General features: G+C 63.7%; 13 protein-coding genes. 3 read left to right on the top strand and 10 right to left on the bottom strand.

Translation table 11 applies throughout. The features are described from left to right. Positions 1–85: 85 nt before the first annotated feature. A complete protein-coding gene (locus ACR65N_RS09220) occupies positions 86–1,681 on the bottom strand; it encodes an ABC transporter substrate-binding protein (protein ID WP_440456727.1) in 1,596 nt (531 codons plus the stop codon). Positions 1,682–2,168: 487 nt separating this feature from the next. On the opposite strand from ACR65N_RS09220, the gene ACR65N_RS09215 reads away from it, so the two are divergent. Then, entirely contained in the window at positions 2,169–2,687 is a 519-nt protein-coding gene (locus tag ACR65N_RS09215; protein WP_440456726.1) for a cupin domain-containing protein, read from the top strand. Positions 2,688–3,024: 337 nt separating this feature from the next. On the opposite strand, the gene ACR65N_RS09210 is transcribed toward ACR65N_RS09215, so the two are convergent. Continuing rightward, on the bottom strand, positions 3,025–4,137 hold the full coding sequence (locus ACR65N_RS09210) for an NADH:flavin oxidoreductase/NADH oxidase (protein ID WP_440456725.1): 1,113 nt from the start codon (positions 4,135–4,137) through the stop codon (positions 3,025–3,027). Between the two features lie 304 nt (positions 4,138–4,441). Between ACR65N_RS09210 and ACR65N_RS09205 the strand changes: the two genes are divergently transcribed. Then, complete coding sequence (locus ACR65N_RS09205; protein ID WP_440456724.1) at positions 4,442–4,651, top strand: hypothetical protein; 210 nt, start codon at positions 4,442–4,444, stop codon at positions 4,649–4,651. 420 nt (positions 4,652–5,071) lie between these two features. On the opposite strand, the gene ACR65N_RS09200 is transcribed toward ACR65N_RS09205, so the two are convergent. Genes ACR65N_RS09200 through bcsN form a run of 5 tightly spaced genes read right to left on the bottom strand, consistent with a single transcriptional unit; the run spans position 5,072 to position 14,064 of the window. Beyond that, on the bottom strand, positions 5,072–7,297 hold the full coding sequence (locus ACR65N_RS09200; RefSeq protein WP_440456803.1) for a cellulose synthase: 2,226 nt from the start codon (positions 7,295–7,297) through the stop codon (positions 5,072–5,074). 23 nt (positions 7,298–7,320) lie between these two features. Continuing rightward, positions 7,321–8,373, bottom strand: coding sequence for a family 8 glycosyl hydrolase (locus tag ACR65N_RS09195; protein ID WP_440456723.1), 1,053 nt, complete (start codon positions 8,371–8,373; stop codon positions 7,321–7,323). Further along, positions 8,370–10,880, bottom strand: a complete 2,511-nt coding sequence (locus ACR65N_RS09190) for a cellulose biosynthesis cyclic di-GMP-binding regulatory protein BcsB (RefSeq protein WP_440456722.1) — start codon at positions 10,878–10,880, stop codon at positions 8,370–8,372. Before ACR65N_RS09190 ends, ACR65N_RS09195 begins: the two co-directional genes overlap by 4 nt. 1 nt (position 10,881) lies before the next feature. Beyond that, positions 10,882–13,068 (bottom strand): UDP-forming cellulose synthase catalytic subunit, encoded by a 2,187-nt coding sequence (gene bcsA, locus ACR65N_RS09185; RefSeq protein ID WP_440456721.1) that lies wholly within the window; start codon positions 13,066–13,068, stop codon positions 10,882–10,884. Positions 13,069–13,119: 51 nt separating this feature from the next. Beyond that, the gene (gene bcsN / locus ACR65N_RS09180; protein WP_440456802.1) at positions 13,120–14,064 is read right to left on the bottom strand and encodes a cellulose biosynthesis protein BcsN; all 945 of its coding nucleotides are present in this window, start codon (positions 14,062–14,064) and stop codon (positions 13,120–13,122) included. 466 nt (positions 14,065–14,530) lie between these two features. Between bcsN and ACR65N_RS09175 the strand changes: the two genes are divergently transcribed. Beyond that, complete coding sequence (locus tag ACR65N_RS09175; protein ID WP_440456720.1) at positions 14,531–15,160, top strand: pyridoxamine 5'-phosphate oxidase family protein; 630 nt, start codon at positions 14,531–14,533, stop codon at positions 15,158–15,160. A 20-nt stretch (positions 15,161–15,180) separates the two neighbouring features. On the opposite strand, the gene ACR65N_RS09170 is transcribed toward ACR65N_RS09175, so the two are convergent. From ACR65N_RS09170 to kaiC, 3 genes are read right to left on the bottom strand one after another with little or no spacing between them, the layout of a single operon-like run. Beyond that, positions 15,181–16,677 carry a sensor histidine kinase gene (locus ACR65N_RS09170; protein ID WP_440456719.1) on the bottom strand — a complete coding sequence of 499 codons (1,497 nt, stop codon included), beginning with the start codon at positions 16,675–16,677 and terminating at the stop codon, positions 15,181–15,183. 3 nt (positions 16,678–16,680) lie between these two features. Further along, entirely contained in the window at positions 16,681–16,974 is a 294-nt protein-coding gene (locus tag ACR65N_RS09165; RefSeq protein ID WP_430307248.1) for a circadian clock KaiB family protein, read from the bottom strand. A 9-nt stretch (positions 16,975–16,983) separates the two neighbouring features. Further along, positions 16,984–18,675 (bottom strand): circadian clock protein KaiC, encoded by a 1,692-nt coding sequence (kaiC, locus tag ACR65N_RS09160; protein WP_440456718.1) that lies wholly within the window; start codon positions 18,673–18,675, stop codon positions 16,984–16,986. Between the last annotated feature and the right edge of the window lie 39 nt (positions 18,676–18,714).

The raw sequence follows: 18,714 nt of genomic DNA, 5'->3' as shown, positions 1-18,714 counted from the left end.
GGGATCGACGGCGGTTCGGCGTCGATCGTGAGGAAAAGCCGCGGGGTCATGTGCCCCCGCGGCCTGCAATGCATCGGGCTGCCGATTACTCGGTGATGTCGACGTTTTCGAAGGTGAAATCGCCAAGCGGGCTCTGAACGAAGCCGGTGACTTCCTTGCGCATCGGAACGATGGATAGGGAGTGGTCGAGGGTCGCCCAGGGAGCTTCCTTCTTGAAGATGACCTGTGCCTCTTCGTAGAGCTTCGTGCGTTCAGCCTGGTCGGACGTGACCTTGGCCTTCTTCACGAGCGCATCGAATTCCTTGTTGCACCACTGAGCGCGGTTGTTGCCGCCCACGGCTTCGCAGCCGAGCAGGGTGTCGAGGAAGTTGTCCGGATCGCCGTTGTCGCCGGTCCAGCCGAGCATGGCGGCACCGTCGCGGTCCTTGGCCTTCGAACGCTCGAGATATTCGGCCCATTCGTAGGAGACGATCTCGACCTTGACGCCGATCTTGGCGAAATCATCCTGGATGATTTCGGCAGCGCGACGGGCGTTCAGCATGTAGGGACGCGATACCGGCATCGCCCAGACCTTCATCGACAGGTCCTTCACGCCGGCGTCGGCCAGCATCTTCTTGGCGGCGTCGAGGTCGTAGGTGTCGTCTTCGATCTTGTCGTTGTACGACCACATCGTCGGCGGGATCGGGTTCTTGGCAGGCGTTGCCATGCCCTGGAACACGGCGTCAACGATGGCGCTCTTGTTGATCGCCTTGTTGAGTGCCTTGCGGACTTCCGGCTTGTCGAACGGAGCCTGCGTGGTGTTGTAGGCGAGGTAGGCGACGTTAAGGCCTTCCTGCTCCATCACCTGCAGCGACGTGTCGGACTTCATCGAAGTGACGTCGGCAGCGTTCGGATACGGCATCAGGTGGCATTCGCCGGCCTTCAGCTTCTGGTAACGCACGGCAGCGTCGGTGGTGATCGCGAAGACCAGATCGTCGATCTTCGGAGCGCCGCCCCAGTAGTCGGCGTTCTTCTTGTAGCGAATGACGGCATCCTGCTGGTAGCCGACGAAGGAGAACGGACCGGTGCCGAGCGGCATCTGGTTCAGCTGAGCCATCTTTCCGTCAGCCTGCAGCTTGTCTGCATATTCCTTCGACATGATCGAAGCGAACGGCATGGCAAGGTTGGCGAGGAACGGTGCTTCCGAGCGGTTCAGGACGAACTTCACCGTCATGTCGTCGACCTTTTCGATCGACTTGATCAGCTCGGGAAAGCCCATGCCGGCAGAATATTCCCAGGAGGTGCCCGGTACATACTGGTTCCAGGCATTTTCCTTGTTGATCTGGCGATCGATCGAGAACACCACGTCGTCAGCGTTGAGGCTGCGCGTCGGGGTGAAGAATTCGGTGGTGTGGAACTTGACGTTCTGACGCAGCTTGAAGGTGTATTCCGTGCCGTCGTCCGATACGGTCCAGCTTTCGGCGAGACCAGCGACCGGCTTCGTGGTGCCCGGTTCGAATTCGAGCAGGCGGCTGTAGACCGGGTGGGCCGAAGCGTCGAAGGTGGTGCCGGCGGTGTAGAGGCCGGGGTCAAAACCTTCCGGCGAACCTTCCGAGCAGTAGACGAACGTCTTGGCGCTGGCGGCGGTCGAAAGGAACGAAGCGGCGAGCAGTGCCGCAGCAAAGCCAAATTTGTATTTCATTGAAATCTCCCATCGGCTGGCTGCGAACCGTTCCGCACCGGCCGTTGCACGATTGAGAACCCCACGGCTTCTGCAGTCTCCGCTGCATGCCCCGCGGCACCTTTTGGTCGATCCCGTTCCCACTTTGCCGCTCGGCGAGAGCGTGTGGAGAAGGCCAGGACCGGCCGGCACGAGGTACGTCATATCCAAGCGCAAGGGCTTGTAAAGCCTCAGGCGTCTTTCTGATGTGAACGATGACACTTATTTCCATATTTCGGTTCGAAATGCAAAACTCCAGCTATCACGGGGAAATAAAATTGCGTGACTGGTGGGCTGCAACGATTTCAGTTCTTCCACCACGCCGCAGATGAGGATGAGATTCCACCCAGGTCCTTCCATCGCGAGCTGCCGGAGGGCGCACTGAGAGCTGTGCAACCCACGCCGCACTACCCGGCGGACCGACGGGCCCTATAACAAGAGCGATCTGTAGAGCTCGGTCGGAGACAACATGCTGGAACCCGAAACCATCACCTTTCCTGCCAGCGACTGGGTGCCGAACCACCCGCGACTGCCAGTCTTGATTTACCGGCAGGCTCTTTCAGGTCCGTCGGCGCAGTTTGCCGATCTCCTCGAGGCGAGATTTCTAGGCTGCGGCTGGCAAGGTACCTGGCGCAACGGCATCTTTCCCTACCAGCATTACCACACCGGCGCCCATGAAGTGCTGGGCGTGGCCCAGGGTCACGCCCGCGTGCTGATCGGCGGGCCGAATGGTTCGGTGATCGAGGTGAAAGCGGGCGACTGCCTGGTGCTTCCGGCCGGTACCGGTCACATGAAGCTGGAAGCGACCGGCGACTTCCTGGTCGTCGGCAGCTACCCTCCAGGACAGGATGCCGATATCCAGACTGAGGCGCCGGACACGGCGCAGCAGCACCGCATCGACACTCTGCCGCTACCGCAGGCGGATCCACTCTTCGGTGCCGATGGGCCGCTGGTGCGGCTCTGGACGGACGGCTCCTCCCCCGCCTGAACGGCGCCCTGGGGGCCGCGCCCCTGCTCTCTACACGTCCGCGAAACGACTTGCCTTCTCAGCCCCGGCGTGTACCACTGACACGTCGGCGTTGAGGAGCGTCGACAGACGTTTATGGGTTGGGAGGACCTGCAATGCTGATTTCCGGCATCATTCTGGCATTCTGTTTCGCGTTCGGTGGCATCGCCTATTTCCGCTGGCGCGACGGCGTCTGACCGATGCACGCCATCTTCGGCCAGCGCTAGCCGCACCGAACCTACGCCCGCCTCCCGCAGCAGCCATCAGACAAGCCCGCCACACGGCGGGCTCTCAGTCGATATGTCGTACGCGAGGTGGATCAGTTCTGCTTGGCGTCGAACAGGTGGCGGAACTGACGCGGCTGGCAGCGCAGGTACTGATCGGCAGCGGTTACCGTCTCGCCAAAATGGGCGGCTGCGTGCCACGGCCAGCGCGGATCGTAGAGGATGGCCCGGGCGATGGCGATCAGGTCGGCATCCTGGTTGTTGAGGATGGCCTCTGCCTGTTCGAATTCTGTGATCAGCCCCACGGCGATGACGGGGATTTCGACCGCCTGCTTCACGGCACGCGCCAGCGGCACCTGATAGCTCGGTCCGACGGGGATATCCTGATGCGCCGCAAGACCGCCGCTCGAGACGTGGATGGCGCTGCAGCCGCGCGCTTCGAGGGCGCGGGAGAACTCGACCGTCTGCTCGATGTCCCAGCCACCCGCCGCCCAGTCGGTGCCGGAAAGCCGCATGGTTACCGCCCGCTCCGACGGGAAGGCCTCGCGCACCGCGTCGAAGACCTCGAGCGGGAAGCGCATCCGGTTCTCCAGCGATCCGCCGTATTCGTCGGTGCGCTGGTTGGCGAGCGGCGAGAGGAACTGGTGCAAGAGATAGCCGTGCGCCCCGTGGATCTGGACTGCGTCGATGCCGAGCTCCGCCGCACGACGTGCAGCGTCCACAAAACCGTTGCGGATGCGGGCGAGGCCCTGCTTGTCGAGAGCCTCCGGCGCGTCATAGATGTCGCGGAACGGGATGCTGCTCGGAGCGACGGTTTTCCAGCCGTCTGCGTGATCGGGGGCCAGCTGATGACCGCCGTTCCACGGCTTCTCGGTCGAGGCCTTTCGCCCGGCATGACCGAGCTGGATGGCAATCGGCATGTCCGACCAGGCGCGGACGCCATCCAGCACCCGGCCCATCGCCTTCTGCGTTGCATCGGAATAGAGGCCGACGTCGCCGTATGAGATCCGGCCCTCCGGCGTCACCGCCGTCGCTTCAATGGTGAGGATCGCCGCGCCGGACAGCGCCAGATTTCCAAGATGGATCAGGTGCCAGTCGGTCATTTCGCCGTCGACCGCCGAATACTGGCACATCGGCGCGATGACGATCCGGTTGCGCAGATGCAGGTTTCCCAGCTCGAACGGTGTGAAAAGTCGCGTGCCGGTCATTGAGCGTCTCCGATTATGGTCTGTAGTTGAGCCGTGCGATCGCCTGGCGACGGCCGCGGTATCCGCAAGCACTAGCCGGCGGCCTGCATAGGGACTTGTACATTCGCAGGGCAAACGTCCAGATCTGTCAGGAATTCATCGGGCAGATTTTTGAGGGCGCTGATCCGGCGGGCGGATCCTGAACGGCGGGAACGCGCCACGATGGTCGGCCGAATGTGTTTGGGAAGCTCGCGCGTACGCAATACAAAACGCGCGTGTTATCTCTGCGCTCGAATCTCTAAAGGTAAGGTAAACGGAACATATAATGGACAGCGTAACGATCGAAAATCGCAGCGATTTCGCCCAGTGGGCGATCCAGCGGGCCAGTGCCATCGTCGCCGATCAGGGCGGCAACCTTGCCTTGGCGGCACGCGATGAAAGCGACGAGAAGGTCGCCGATACCGCAAACGCCCTCGGTCAGGCGATAGTCGATGTACTTCTCGAAGTGTTCGACGGACTGGTGCCGCAGGACTGAAGGCCCGACCAGAAACAAAAAAGCCTGCCGCGGGAGGAGGTGCGGCAGGCTTCTTGAACTGCGACCAGCGGCTGGGAGGAGGAGTGCCGCCGATCCTGCGAATGACCCTGGGAGGAGGAGTGAGCCATTCGCGCCATGAACTTCGCGGGAGGAGGTGCGAAATCCATTGACCGTAAGATGCCACGCCGCGTGCCCATTGAGTAGGCAGTTAAAGCGCATGCCTGCCATGCGCCATGCACGTAGCACAATGCCAATTTGGCGATCGAAGCGGAGGCGAGCCTTACTACAGGCTTCAGAGGCCTTGGGTCCCGTCATGCATGCACATCAGGTCCGAGCCGTGCCGTTCCTTCAGCAGCGAAAGGATTGCCGTTCGGCGGGGCTCACAGCATAGCTATGATCAGCAACCGTCCGCAGCAAGGGTCAGCGATAGCCGTTCAGCATGTCGCGGATCTCGGCCAGTCCCCGGCTTGCATCCTTGTTACCGGTCTCAGCGGCGAACTCGAACACCTTCCAGGCGTCGTTATACATGCTGAGGCTCATGTAGCTGTAGCCGCGAAGCACCGCGAGATCCGCCGGCTCGTCGAGCAGCTTGGCGCGCTGGTCGAGATAGACGAGTGTCTCGCGGTAACGCTTGGCATTGAAGGCGCTGACGGCACGGTCTGCCAGGATCACTGTCTGAAGTTCGGCGGAGCGCTCCGGGTTCTGCGGCGACTGCGTCGCGGCAATGGCCGCCTGGTTGGTAAGGCCGAGGCGCAGATAGGCAAGGCTGAGGCCGTAGGCCGCATCTTCCCGCACGCGCTGCACGGAGCTGCGCGATCCCAGTTCGAAAGCCTGCGATGCCTCCAGCGGACGGTTGAGATCCATCAGGCACCAGCCATGTGCAACCGACTGCTCCGGAGAGCTGGACGGCGACTGGCCGAGCGCGCATCCGGCCGTCCGGTTGCGCGTCGTCGTGGCGGGCGCAGCCTGGCGAGGTGCTGCGACGGAGCGGCGGGGAGCCGCCGTCTGAGCGGCCGGCTGGCGAACCGTTTCGGCAACCGGCCGCGCCACAGGCTGGGCGACCGGTCGAGGCGGCGGCGCGACCTGTGCGGTCTGCTGCGGCACATAGGCAAGCTGACCCGGATTGACCGGAGGCTGATTGCCGACCGCAAGGCCGAGATTGGCGATGCGCTCGGACCTGCCGGACCAGCTGCGGCGCAGGTCATCCACCGCGGCGCGGTTGTTGAGCTGCTGCTGCGTCAGCGCAAGCCCATAGGCGGAGGGTTCGTCATCGGCCTTCCAGGACAGCGCCGTCTGGAACCAACGGATGGCGGCCTCGGGCTGGTCGTAGGCGCGGGCATACCAGCCGAACTGCTGCGCGGTCGGCACGTAGCGCTTCTTCGTCACTTCAGCGGCGACGCGCTGCAGAACAGGTGCCTGGATCGTTGGCGGCGGGTCACCGGCGAGCAGGTTGGCGGTTGCCGCCAGATAGGTCGAACTGGAATCTTCGGATTCGTCCTTCCAGCGGAACATCACCTCTTCCGCTTCGGACGACGCGTTGCGGGCGATCAGCGTCAGGGCCAGGCCCTGGGAGGCAGACGCGGTATCTGTTTTCTCTCGCGAGGCGCGGAACCACTTCTCGGCCTCCGCCATGTTGTCGTGGCGCAGCTGATACCAGCCGAGCAGCATGCTGTCGCTGCCGGTCGTATCGGCCTGGGCCAGCCGCTGCAGACGTTCGATGTAGATCGGGTCAAGGACGATTTCAGGCCGCCGGTTGGCTTCGGCCACGAACGCGCGGGCCAGATCGTCACGTATCGGATCGAACTCCTTCACACCGTCCGCGCCGGTCTGCTCGAGCGCCAGAAGCGGTTGGACCTCGGCGTAGGAGAGCAGCGACGCCGCCCTCTGGATCGTCGCCTGCCGCTCCTGCGGGTTCTCGCAGGTCTTCAGAATGAAGCTGTAGGCGTCCTGGCCACGCGCGGTGCGGTTGGTGCGGATGAAGGCCTCCGCCACACGCCAGAGCACGTCGACCTCGGCGCAGCTGAGGAGACTTGGCGTTCCGGCGCCGACGTTGACCACCGTGTCGTACTGCTTGAGGTTCGACGCATTGACCAGGCGGACGCGCGCCTCGGCGACATCCAGCCGCTCGAGCAGATCCGCCGGCGGCTGCCATGCCTGCTCGGCGCTCTGCCGTTCGGCAACCGCGCGCCGCACCTCGGCATACCGCCCCTCGGCATAAAGCCGCCACATGTTTTCAAGCTGCGCATCGCGAAGCGGCGGCACGGCCAGGGGATCGGCCGGCGGCTGCCAGTTCGGATAGAGCGCCCGCAGCCGGGCAATCTCTGCCTGCAGCCGCGCGGTGTCGCCACGCGTCGCGAAATAACGCAGCGCACTTTCATCGACCTGCGGCGAGGCACTGGCAGGCGCCGTGGCGCCTGCGTCATCGCCCGTAGAGGGTGCTGCCGGCGAAGCCTGAACCAGCTCCTCGGCATCGAGGACATCCGGCGGGACGGACGATGCCGGCTTCTGCAATTCACGGATCTGCTCGACCAGGCGCTGCGTATTGGAGTCCGGTTCAGCGGCCGCCACGCGGATATATTTCATCGGAGAGGGTGCCAGCCGCTCGTTCGGGCCGGCAGCAAGAGCCGTGCCGGATGCCAGCAGCATGGACAGGAGGATGAGAGGTGGCTTCACAGACACTGTGGATAGTTCTCCCTGACAAACGCCAGTCCAAGCAGCTGAAGCGTCGATGGGTAATAGAGCACGGGGTTGAACTGCTGGACGGCGGTTCCGAGCTTCGTTCCGTCGGTTATACAAGCGGCGATATGGTTAATGATCTGATAACCCGGATCATCGAGACGCTCTTTGACCCGGCCGCCTGGGATATCGACGATCCCCACGCCACCCATATCGTCGGCAGACCAGCCGCGACGGAAGCGGTCGAGCAGGGCCTTCTCGGTCACGCCGCCGCGCATCAGGTAGAGCGGAACGCGCAGCGCGTTGTAGCCATATTCGGCCGGAAAGCCGGCAGCCAGCTTCGGCGCAGTAGCAAGGCTCACCCATTCGGACGGAAGGCGTGAAGGACCCAGCTGCACGTCATGCATGAGGCGCAGACCCTCGTCCGACAGTTCCGACCATTTCTCCGAGGGCGCCAGAAGAGCGAGCACCGGGAAGGCCTCGAAGACCCAGTAGGACGGGTTGATCACCGGCCCGTCGTCGCGGTGCTTCTGGTCGAAGCCTTCGGCCGCCGGCAGCAGGATCGTCCGGCCTCTCCAGGTCACGACGAGGTTGCGCAGCACTGATTTGGCGATGCTCGACGCCTCTGTCACGTAGACCGGTTTGTTCCAGTGCGACCCCGCCAGCGCCAGCGCATAAGCAATGAGGATGTCGCCATCCGAGGCATTGTTGACATCCGTCACGTGCGGGCTGGCGTCAGGTTCCCATCGCCAGGCCGCAAGCCCGTCGTCGCGGACCAGCAGTTCAGTCCGGGTAAACGACCAGATCTGCTCGAAGCCTTCCGGATCGTTGGCCAGATAGGCGAGCAGCAGGCCGTAGCCCTGCCCTTCGGTGTGGCTGACATTGCCGTTGCCATTGTCGACGATGCGTCCCGAGCCATCCAGGAACTTCGCCTTGTAGGCGGCCCACATCTCGGTCGGCAGCGCACCTGCCTGCGCATGGCCAGGGCCCGTCGAGCAGGCCAGAGCCAGAAGGAAAGCCGCCACGGCTGCGAAATGCTTCCTCACTTGCGCCTCCCGAACTTCGACAGAAGCGACGACGTGAACACGCCGAGCAACATCAGCAGCACAATGAGCGCGACCGAGTAGATCAGGATGTTCGTCGACAGCCAGTTTGCCATCACCATTCGATAGTTGTCGAGGGACGCCGGCGCCGTCTCGATATAGGAGACGCGGCTGACGGGAAGTGCCGCCATCGTCTGCGCCTTCTCGTTATAGGCGACCAGCCGCCCCGTGACCTTCTGCCAGTTCTCCGGCATGGTCACCGCCTCGACGCCGGAACGTAGGGTTCCGGTATCCGGCGCCGTCACCACGGTCCAGGTTCCGTTGCCGGCATCGCCGCGCGACTGGGCCAGGATCAGCGTCTGGTTGGCGGTCGGCTGGAACGGCAGCTCGGCGCTCGGCAGGACGCTCAGCCTGTCGAAGGACATGTCGAAGTTCCGCTCGAACCAGTCGCGCGCGCCGCTGATCCGGCCACTCAACGCTCCGCCGCCGAGCTTGGCGCTCCAGTCGTCGATGCTGGCGGAAGAGGTGGCCGCCTGTGCCGACTGCGCCTGTCCGGGACGCCATGCGGCAGCGTTGTTGAGCGGCAGGTTCACCTGTTGCAGGGCCTTCTGCGGGATCTGCGAGATCGGCCCGATGAACACCGCGTCGCGGTTGCCGAAGCTGCTGGACGGTGCTGCCGCATCGATCTTGATGACGCGCCCGGCCATGACCGAGACGCGCCCGAAGAAGGTCGAGGCGATGCTCAGCATGTCGGGATCCAGACGATCGAGTGCTACCAGGACCGGCTGGCTCGTCGCGGTGTTATATGGGTAGCCTGTGCCGGCCAGTGCCTCGAGGTTAGGCGACCGACCGATGCGGGCAAAGTTCGGCATCGAGAATTCGGAGGTGTCGAAAAGCGCAAAACGCGGCGTCGTGGATGCCGAGGATCCCGGCACACATGCCTGGTCTTCCGGTGCATTGATGACCACTTCTAGCCCGATCGAATTGACGCCGGCGCGCATGTGGCGCAACGGGATCTTGACGGCCTGGTGGCGCAGGACACCGCCGCTGCGGGCATAGAGCGGCGTGCTCGAGGCGATGTTCTCGTTGACGTAGACGTCGATGTGGCTGCCGGGCTGGACGCTTTCGGTGAACGCGGCGTCAACCAGCAGTTCCGCCTCGCCATAGGCATTGGCATAGAAATCGGCAGGAACGGCAACGCCAAAGTTCAGGCGCATGCGACGGCCGGAAAACTCGGTGGTCTGCAGGCCGAACTGCGACAGGGGTAGCTTCTGGCCGCCGAACAGCAGCGGCGCATCCGGGGCCGACCACCGCTGCGTGGTGATCACGTCGCGCCGGACACCGCTCGGCCGGTCGGCGCTGGCGATGACTGTGTCGATCGCTCCCTCGATGTTCGCCCAGGAAGGCCCGCTGATGACCATCACGCTTTCCGACGATCCGGGTGGCGAGGCGATCGCGGTCACCGCTGCGGATTGCGCTGCGGCCGGCATGGCCGGTAGCAGGGGCTGCAGTTCGGCGAATGTGCCGACATACAGCGTCATCTCTCCAGGCTGGCTGGGCTCCGGCGTGCCGGTGCGATAGTCGAACGACAGACGCGGCAGGCCGGACAACAGCGACAGCCCCTGGCTCAGCCGGATGAGTGGATTGGTAGACACAGACTGGCCGAGTGCCGGCGCGACGATCCGCAGCCTGGTACGTCCGGAAGCATCGACACCGAGCGCCTTCACCGCTTCGGATACGGAGGAGGTCTGGGCGACGGCGCCATCGAACGACAGGAACGTCTGGTCGGGCTTCACCGTCGTCCACAGATCGTAGGTGGAGCGAACGTCGCAATCCGTGCGGTGCCGCTGATTGACGCGGAACTCGATGAGATTGCTGCCGCTCTGCAGCAGGCCCTGCGGGACCCTGAACTGCGTGGAGCGGACGTTCTCGGACGAATCCACAGGCATCTCGCCGACCGGCCGGTCGTTGACCAGCACTTGCAGGCGCGAAGCCTCAGGTGCTGCGACGATCGAATTCTGGAAGCCTACATGGAAGGTCGCGGCGGCGGCCGCCTGTTCCGGCGTCAGGTAGACGGAGAAGCGGCTGCGATCCAGTTCGCCGGTCAGCGTCAGCGTGTCCGATGGGATGAGATAGCGACGATCGGCCGGCGATACGTCCACCGTCTGGCGTGTCGGCGGCGTTGTGGCGGGCCTTGCCTCCTGCGGGACCGGCTGTGGCTGGACCTGGATCTGCGCCCGCTGCGGCACTGCCGGTTGATCCGGCGTCGGAGCGCCTGCCTGCGGCCGGGACACGGTCGGCGTTATCGACGTCGGCCGTGGCGGCGGCACCAGGGTCGGCGGCGACGGGCGCTGCGGGGTGTTCAACTGCGGGATGACGAGCGGCGGGGCGGCCGGCGCCTGCGGCGGCCGTTCACCGGACATGTCGAAGGTTGGCACCTGGGCGAGCGTCGCGGTCTGCGACAGCAGCACGAGCGTCAGCAGCGCAAGGGAGGTTGTAACAAGCCTCATGTCAGTTGCCCCCCGCCTTGCTGTGTTTGCGCCACCGCCACAAGCCGACTGCCCGCGTGAAATACACAAGACCGCGCGCCGTCTGATAGAGGGACAGCCACAGGAACCATGCCGTGCCGCGCAGCAGCCCCGGATTGCGCCGCCGCGACCGCTGGAAATCCTCCCACTGGCTCGAATTGGCGAAAATCAGGTCGGCGATCCAGCGATGGTCGGACGGCCCGTCCGGACGATACTGGCAGCCGACGGTGGTGACGTCGCCGGCAGATTTGCGGCTGCGGATGAAGATCGGCAGCAGCGCCGTCTGTTCTCCGTGATGGGTCTTGAAGCGCAGCACACCCTCGCCGCCGACCTCGATCAGTTCCATGTCGCGGTTGAACACGTCGATCCGGGCACCGCCGACCGAGACGTCCTCAATGGAAGCGGGATACCAGTTGCCGTTGAGGCCGAATTCGCAGCGACGACGCACCCTCACCCGGCGCGACGAGGAATGCTCCTTGCGTTCGGAGACGACGCCCAGCGCGCAGCCGGCCATGACCAGGTTGAGCAGGTTCCAGCAGCCGACGACGATCGTCACGTCGGCTTTGTAGGGCTCCGTGTAGATCCGGTAGATGGCGACGATCTGGGCCACCACCAGGATCGCGAAGATGACGAAGAACGGCCGGGCAATTTCCGACAGGCGGCTCGAAGAGACGGATTCGTCCTTCGCGGTTACCTTGAACGTCGGCCGCCGCGGGTTGAGGATGACCGAGACCACGGCCGGTAGCAGATGGACGGTCTGGACGTATTCGTAGAGTTCCGAGATCCACGGCCAACGGAACGAGCCGTAGAGGTAGTTCTGCATGGTCATGTTCACGGCGATGTATGCCAGCGTATAGCCGAGGAATTCGCCGCCGGATGCCGTGAAGATCTCAAGGTCGAAGAACAGGTAGAAGAACGGCGCGATGAGGAAGATTGCCCGCGGGAAAGGGAACAGCCAGAACAGCGTCGAGGACATGTAGCAAAGGCGCTGCGGCAGGCTGAGGCCGCTCTTGAAGAGCGGCATGCGGAAGCGCAGGATCTGCATCATTCCCTGCGCCCAGCGACTGCGCTGGCCGATGAAGCTGGCAAACGTGGTCGGCTGCAGGCCGGCGATCAATGGCTTGTCGACATAAACGCTGTTCCAGCCGGTGCTGTGCAGCGCCAGTGCCGTCTCGCAATCCTCGGTGATGCTGATGCCGCTGAAGCCGCCGGTAGATTCCAGGGCGCGGCGGCTGAGAACAGCGGCCGAGCCGCAGAAGAACGCCGCGTTCCACTTGTCCAGGCCCCGCTGGATGATGCCGTAGAACATCTCGTTCTCGCTCGGCATCATGTCGAAGGTTTCAAGGTTGCGTTCCAGCGGATCGGGATTGATGAAGAAGTGCGGCGTCTGCACCAGGAAAAGCTGAGGATCCTCTTCGAAGTAGCCAACCGTTTCCAGCAGGAAGTCGCGGGCCGGCGCATGGTCGGCGTCGAAGACGGCGACCAATTCGCCCTTCGACTGACCGAGACCGTTATTCAGGTTGCCGGCCTTGGCGTGCTCGTTGCGCTCGCGCGTCAGGTAGGTGACGTTCATCTCGCTGCACAACTGCTGGAGGACCCGATGGCGCTCCTCGGCCGCCTCCGCCTCTATCAGCGACGGCGAGTTGCGCTTCTGCAGCGTGCCGCCGTCGTCGAGCAGCCAGACCTGCAGCTTGTCGGCCGGATAATCCATGGCCTTTGCCGCCGCCAGCGTATTGGCAAGCAGCGTCACGTCCTCGTTGTAAGTCGGAACGAACACATCGACCAGCGGGAAGCGCTTCTGGCTGGCGGCGCGGGACGGCCGCGAGGGCAGCGGCGTGGCGACGATGAAGAGGCTGAGCGCAAGCATCAGGACGCTGTAGAGCTCCGCCAGGTACAGCAGGAAGCCCGGAATGAAGCTTTCGATCTGCGAAATCGGCGGCAGTGTTTCCGTAGTCCGCCAGTAGACGTAGCGCAGGACGATGGCCGTGCCGAACGCCAGCGCGATCAGCCGCCAGATCCCGTCTCCCTTGAGGATCTTGATGACCCACATGAGCGTCACCACGCCAATACTGACGATCAACTGGGTTTGCAGATTGACCGGCAGCGTTAACAGAAAGACGGACGCAACGATGACCAGGGTCCATACGGCGAGGGTCGGCACTTTACCCATTCTCATTCCTTTGGCAGAATCATTTCGCCGTTCGAGCAGTGACGTCCGTCGTCAACAGGAAGAAGCGTTGCCCCCGCCCGTACAGCCGGGCAGCGGGATCGCAATTGTGGTGGATGAGCCGGAGGCCGCTGCGCGCGGCACCTGCTGCGCCCCGGTGCCGCTCGGCAAGGTCGAGGTGTCCGGCATCGGCACCATGACGGCCGGGACGGCCTGCGGCCGATAGTCGACCGGCTGAGGCGCCGTCACCGCTGGCCGCGCGACTGCGCGCGCCGGCGCGCGAACGACGACGGAGTTGGTCGTGACGTCCCGCGGCTCGCCGATGCGTCCGCTGTCGAGCCAGCCTCTTGGGCCGGGATAGATATTCTCGCGGCCCGAAATGGTGTCCTCGTCGGCGCCGCGCGGTACGCCGTGCGGGTTCCAGATCGCCCCGACGAGCGTGCCCGTCAGGGTGTAGCCATACATGACGTTGAGCAGCTGCCTCTCGGACGCGTCCGTATCACACAGGCGCATGCGCACCTGGATCATCCCGAAATTGCGGCCGATGGCGAGCGGCGTGCTGCGCGAGCGGATCTGCTGCCAGGCGAAGACGCAGGTATCGCCGGCGGTGGAGCGCCCGGTCGCATAGCTGAACGGACCATAGCCGTTCTGCAGCAGCCGGTTGGTTCGTCCCAGGCGAACGCCCGGGATGGCGCGCGCCACTTCGCGGGAAATGGAGCTGTCGGAGATCGGCGAGTATGAAGCGCTGGACGTCGTCGCCATGGACCCCGGTTCGCCGAGGAACTGCACCCTGAAAAAGTTCTGGCCCGCTACCCGCGCCGTCGTCGCCAGCAGCACGGTCTGTTCGACGCCATTCGAGTACGGCTTCTGGATCACGCCTCGCACCGCCGGTCCACCCGGTGGCGGAACGACCAGTGCCTTCTCCGAGGTGACAAGCTCCGGCGCAGCCGGCTGCTGCACGCCACCGGTGGTGCTGCAGCCGCAGGAGAGTGCCAACACGAACAACGCGCATGCCTTCCTAAACCTGTCCGTCGATATGATTGACACGGATCTGGACGCCTTTCTCATCGATATCTCGAACAGCCTGAAGAGCTTTCAGTGGAAATGGTGAATTAGAATATCATTAACTTCAAGCATGGTTAATGCTCCGTTAACAGGCGATTACGGAGGGGACAAGAAGCTGCCAGTTGTGCGGGAAACGGTCGATTGCGTCTGTGCCTGACGACTTTCCCATGCAAGGGGCAGAACCAAGGCCGGATCGACCGCATATCATGGTCTCAATTCCGGCGAATCAGGCTTAATGAACACGCTACGCATTCATCAGTCCCCGGCAGCCATGGCAGACGCTCAAGATCCGTGGTCGCAACCGAGATCGACGTCCGGGTCGTCAACGCCGGCGATCTGACGTAACACTTGTCTGGCGGCAGCGCCCGGCCGCTGCGGGAGTGGCGCGATGGAGGCTCACATGTCCTACGGATTTCTCGATGTCGCGGTGACCCCGAGCGTTCGCGCTGCACAGGCAGAGATGGGAGCCGACCACATCTGGACGGACTTCAAGGGCCACCGCGAGCACGATCGGTTCGGCCGCAACGAAGCAGCGTTCATCTCCGATCGCGACACCTTCTACATGGCTTCGGTCTCGGAAACCGGCTGGCCGTACGTCCAGCACCGCGGCGGGCCGCGCGGTTTCCTCAAGGTCATCGACGACCAGACGCTGGCCTTCGCCGACTATCGGGGCAACCGTCAATATATCAGCACCGGCAATCTGGCCGCCAACGACCGGGCCTGCCTCTTCCTCATCGACTATCCGCGGCAGGCGCGCCTGAAGATCTACGCGCATGTCGAGAAGGTGTCGCTCGATGCCGATCCGGCCCTCACGCAAGCCGCCACCGATCCCGGCTACGGGGCACGGCTGGAGCGGATCTTCCGGCTCCGGCTGAAGACGTTCGACTGGAATTGTCAGCAACATATCACGCCGCGTTTCACGGAAGACGAACTCGCGCAGGCGATCCGTCCCTTGCGCGACCGTCTTTCGCAACTGGAGTCGGAGAACGCGATACTGCGCGCCCGGCTGGATGCTCTCGGAGAGAAATGATGGAAGCGCCGGGCAGCGCTTCAGTCGGTCGAAAGCACCACGTCTTCCAGTGGCAGGCGGATATCGCAGACGACGCCATCTTCCGGGTATGAGATGCTGGCGTCGCCACCGGCGGAGAACTTCATGCTGCGGGTGATAACCGTGTGACCGAAGCCCATCCGCTGCGGCGTGGCGACCCGCGGTCCGCCGCTTTCCTTCCACCGCAGGTGGATCGTTGCATCATCCTGCGAGGAAGCGATGTCGATGCGGACGTTGCCGCCAGCATTGGAGAGCGCACCGTACTTGGCGGCATTGGTCGCCAGTTCGTGGATCACCAGGCCGAGCGCGATTGCCGCGCGCGGCGATACCGCATAGTCCGGGCCATGCATCACCAGGCGCTCGAACGAGCCGAGGATATGCGGAGCGAGTTCGGCACGGATGATGCTGGCAAGCGGCACCGGCTTCCAAGACCGTTCGGCAAGAAGATTGTGCGTGGCGGCAAGCGCCTGGATGCGGCTGGCGAACGCCGCCTGGAAGCCCTGCACGGTATCTTCCGTCGAGGCGGTGCGCTTGGCGATCGACAGCACCAGCGCCAGCGTGTTCTTCACCCGGTGATCGAGTTCGCCCATCAGCAGCAGTTGCTGCTTCTCGGCAGCCTTGCGCTGCGACAGGTCAACCATCGCCACCACACAGCCGACGATGTTTGCGCCAAGCTTCAGGGGTGCGGCGCTGATCAGCAGGTCGCGGATACGCGGTGCGTTCGGTGCATGGGCTTCCAGACCCTGTACCGGGGTGCCGGCCATTGCCAGCGACAGGAAGTCGTTGCCCTGCATCAGGCCGGTGGTGCCGGCGATCGTGATGTTGAACGCATCATCGAAGGGCAGTCCGATCGGATCGCGCGAGGCGATCCCGCCGACCGCCGCGTTGGCGTGGGTGACGATGCCGTCGAGATTGCAGACGATGACCGCCTCGTTGGCGGAGGCGATGATGGCATGCGCCGCCCGCTCGGATTCCTGCGCCGCAATGGCGCGGATGCGGTGGGTGATGTCGGTGAAGGTCGCTGCAACGCCGTGGTTGACGCCGAGCGCCAGCGGCGCCGCCGACACCAGGATGTGACGTTCCTCGTCGCCGATCGACGTGCTGATCTCACAGGTTCCGCGCGCCGAACGCGCCTGCTCGACCAGCGCCTGCACGGCATCCCGGTCGGCGGGCGACAGTAGATCGACAAGCTCGATGCCGGCAAAGCCTTCTTCCTGCTGTCCAAGCAGTTCGGCCAGCGCCTTGTTGGCATAGATCAGCCTGCCGGAGCCATCGAAGGCGGCCGCACCAGTATCCATCGCCTCCATGAAGTCGCGGTAGGATTCCGTCCGCCCTTCGAGTGTGAACACCTCGTCCTCGTTCTGCGGATTGCGCATGACGAGTGCGTCGACCTCACCTTCGCGGATGGCGCGCAGCGTCTCCTCGGCCTCTTCCAGCCGGCGACGAAGCTCCGATTCGACCCATTCCCGATTGTTCTGATCGCGGCCGCTGATGGTCATGCGTCAGCCACCGACCTTCAGATGCACCAGGACCTTCTCGATGTCGGAAAGGTCGCCGATGATCTTGCGGATCGGCGTGGGCAGTTCGCGAACCAGCGTCGGGATGGCGACGATGTTGTGTTCGCGGGCCAGTTGCGGCTGCTGCCGCAGATCGATAACTTCCACCACGTATTTGCCCGGAAGATGTTCCTCGCAAATGCGCTGCAGGTTCTCGATTGCAGCGGTCGACTTCGGTGTCTGGCCAGCTACGTAGAGTACGAGTTTCCGTGGGGAGCCCTCAGTGGCTTCATCGCTCATCATTCATCCTCAACCGCTCAGACCACGGCTTTTCATCATTTCCTGGCGATCTGAACTGAACTGTTCAGCGTCCTGCTCTTCGAAGGCAAGCTTGCGCCGCATCTCCGCTTCATCTGCTTCCAGCTGCGCCTGGAGCGCGGCAATCTGCGCCTGCGTCTGCCGGCGACGGTTGTCCAGTTGCTCGCGGATCTGCACGATTTCGCCGTCGCGCCTGGCCTGCTCGCGACGATCCCGCGCTTCCTGGGCCCGACGTGCCGAGCCAGTCAGCGCGCGTCCCTCGCCTACATAGGGCAGCAGCAGCTGAATTCCGTTTTCCGTCATCACGAATTCGCGCACCTGATTGGAATGGGCGGTGCCGCGCGCCTTCAACAGATAGAGCTCGCGGTTGAATTCGCCACTCGCCTCGCGGTTCAGCAGCAGGATCCAGGCGTCCATCAGCGACGAGAGGCCAACTTCGGTCTCGGTTGCACCGTCGGCCGAGTGCATCAGATGCGTAAAGACGGCGGTGATGCCCTGCGATTTCAGGGCGTCGACCATGCGCAGCAGCATTGCCTGCACTTCCCCGAGCTCGCCGGAGCCCATGAAGGCGGAGATCGGATCCAGCACGACGATCGACGGCTTGACGCGCATGATCTCGCGCAACATCACCGCCAGGTGCATTTCCAGACTGTAGAAGGTCGGACGGGCGGCCACATAGTGCAGCGCGCCCGAATCGAGGTGCTGCTGCAGATCGATGTTGATGGAGCGCATGTTGCGCACCGATTGCGCCGCTGATTCCTCAAACGAGAAGTAGACGGCGCGTTCGCCGGCGCGGCAGGCGGCATCGACGAAACAGGCGCCAATCGTGCTCTTGCCGGATCCCGCCACACCGCTGATCAGGATGCTGCTGCCGCGATGGAAGCCACGCCCCTCGAGCATTGCGTCGAGATCGTCGATCCCGCTCGCAATCCGCTCGTCGAAGACCTTGTGGTTCAAGCCGAGCGCGCTCACCGGCAGGACGCTGAAGCCGTCCTTGTCGATCAGGAACGGGTATTCGTTCGTACCGTGCGCCGTGCCGCGATACTTGACGATCCGCAACCGGCGCGTGGAAATCTGGTTGTGTACCCGGTGATCGAGCAACACGACGCAATCGGATACGTATTCCTCGAGACCCTGGCGGGTCAGTGTGCCGTCACCGCGTTCGCCGGTGATCACCGTGGTCAGCTCGCGTTCCTTCAGCCAGTCGAACAGACGGCGAATTTCGGCGCGCAGAACAGCGGGGTTCTGAAAGGCGGAGAACAGGCTTTCGATCGTATCCAGGACGACGCGCTTGGCGCCGACCTGGGCGATCGCCAGTTCCAGGCGCAGGAACAGACCTTCCAGATCGTAATCGCCGATCTCGGCGACCTCCGCCGGGTCGACGGCGATGTGGTCGATCAACAGCTTGTTGTCGGCGATCAGATCGTCAACCGAAAAGCCCAGCGAGGCGACGTTGCTGGCGATATCGACCGGACGCTCCTCGAACGTCACGAAGACGCCCGGCTCGTCGTAGTCGCGGATGCCGTTGATGAGGAACGTCGTGGCAAACAGCGTCTTGCCGCAGCCCGCAGAGCCACAGATGAGGCTGGGGCGCCCGGTCGGCAGGCCGCCGAGCGTCAGTTCGTCAAATCCGTCAATGCCGGTCGGCGACTTGTTGATACCGGTTTCCACAGAGTGCCCCATTCAAAATATCGACGTCGTAGTGGCGTCGGTGCGGCTGCA

The organism is Rhizobium sp. SAFR-030 (assembly GCF_059415005.1).
The sequence above is the reverse complement of the archived record's forward strand: the minus strand, read 5'-3'. Positions and strand labels throughout refer to the sequence as shown.

Bases quoted from the DNA above. Each gene is read 5' to 3' on its own strand.
- ACR65N_RS09200 (WP_440456803.1), bottom strand. From the start codon at position 7,297: ATGCTGCTGGCATCCGGCACGGCTCTTGCTGCCGGCCCGAACGAGCGG.
- ACR65N_RS09215 (WP_440456726.1), top strand. From the start codon at position 2,169: ATGCTGGAACCCGAAACCATCACCTTTCCTGCCAGCGACTGGGTGCCG.
- ACR65N_RS09210 (WP_440456725.1), bottom strand. From the start codon at position 4,137: ATGACCGGCACGCGACTTTTCACACCGTTCGAGCTGGGAAACCTGCAT.
- kaiC (WP_440456718.1), bottom strand. From the start codon at position 18,675: ATGGGGCACTCTGTGGAAACCGGTATCAACAAGTCGCCGACCGGCATT.
- ACR65N_RS09220 (WP_440456727.1), bottom strand. From the start codon at position 1,681: ATGAAATACAAATTTGGCTTTGCTGCGGCACTGCTCGCCGCTTCGTTC.
- ACR65N_RS09190 (WP_440456722.1), bottom strand. From the start codon at position 10,880: ATGAGGCTTGTTACAACCTCCCTTGCGCTGCTGACGCTCGTGCTGCTG.
- ACR65N_RS09165 (WP_430307248.1), bottom strand. From the start codon at position 16,974: ATGAGCGATGAAGCCACTGAGGGCTCCCCACGGAAACTCGTACTCTAC.
- ACR65N_RS09205 (WP_440456724.1), top strand. From the start codon at position 4,442: ATGGACAGCGTAACGATCGAAAATCGCAGCGATTTCGCCCAGTGGGCG.
- ACR65N_RS09175 (WP_440456720.1), top strand. From the start codon at position 14,531: ATGTCCTACGGATTTCTCGATGTCGCGGTGACCCCGAGCGTTCGCGCT.
- bcsA (WP_440456721.1), bottom strand. From the start codon at position 13,068: ATGGGTAAAGTGCCGACCCTCGCCGTATGGACCCTGGTCATCGTTGCG.
- ACR65N_RS09170 (WP_440456719.1), bottom strand. From the start codon at position 16,677: ATGACCATCAGCGGCCGCGATCAGAACAATCGGGAATGGGTCGAATCG.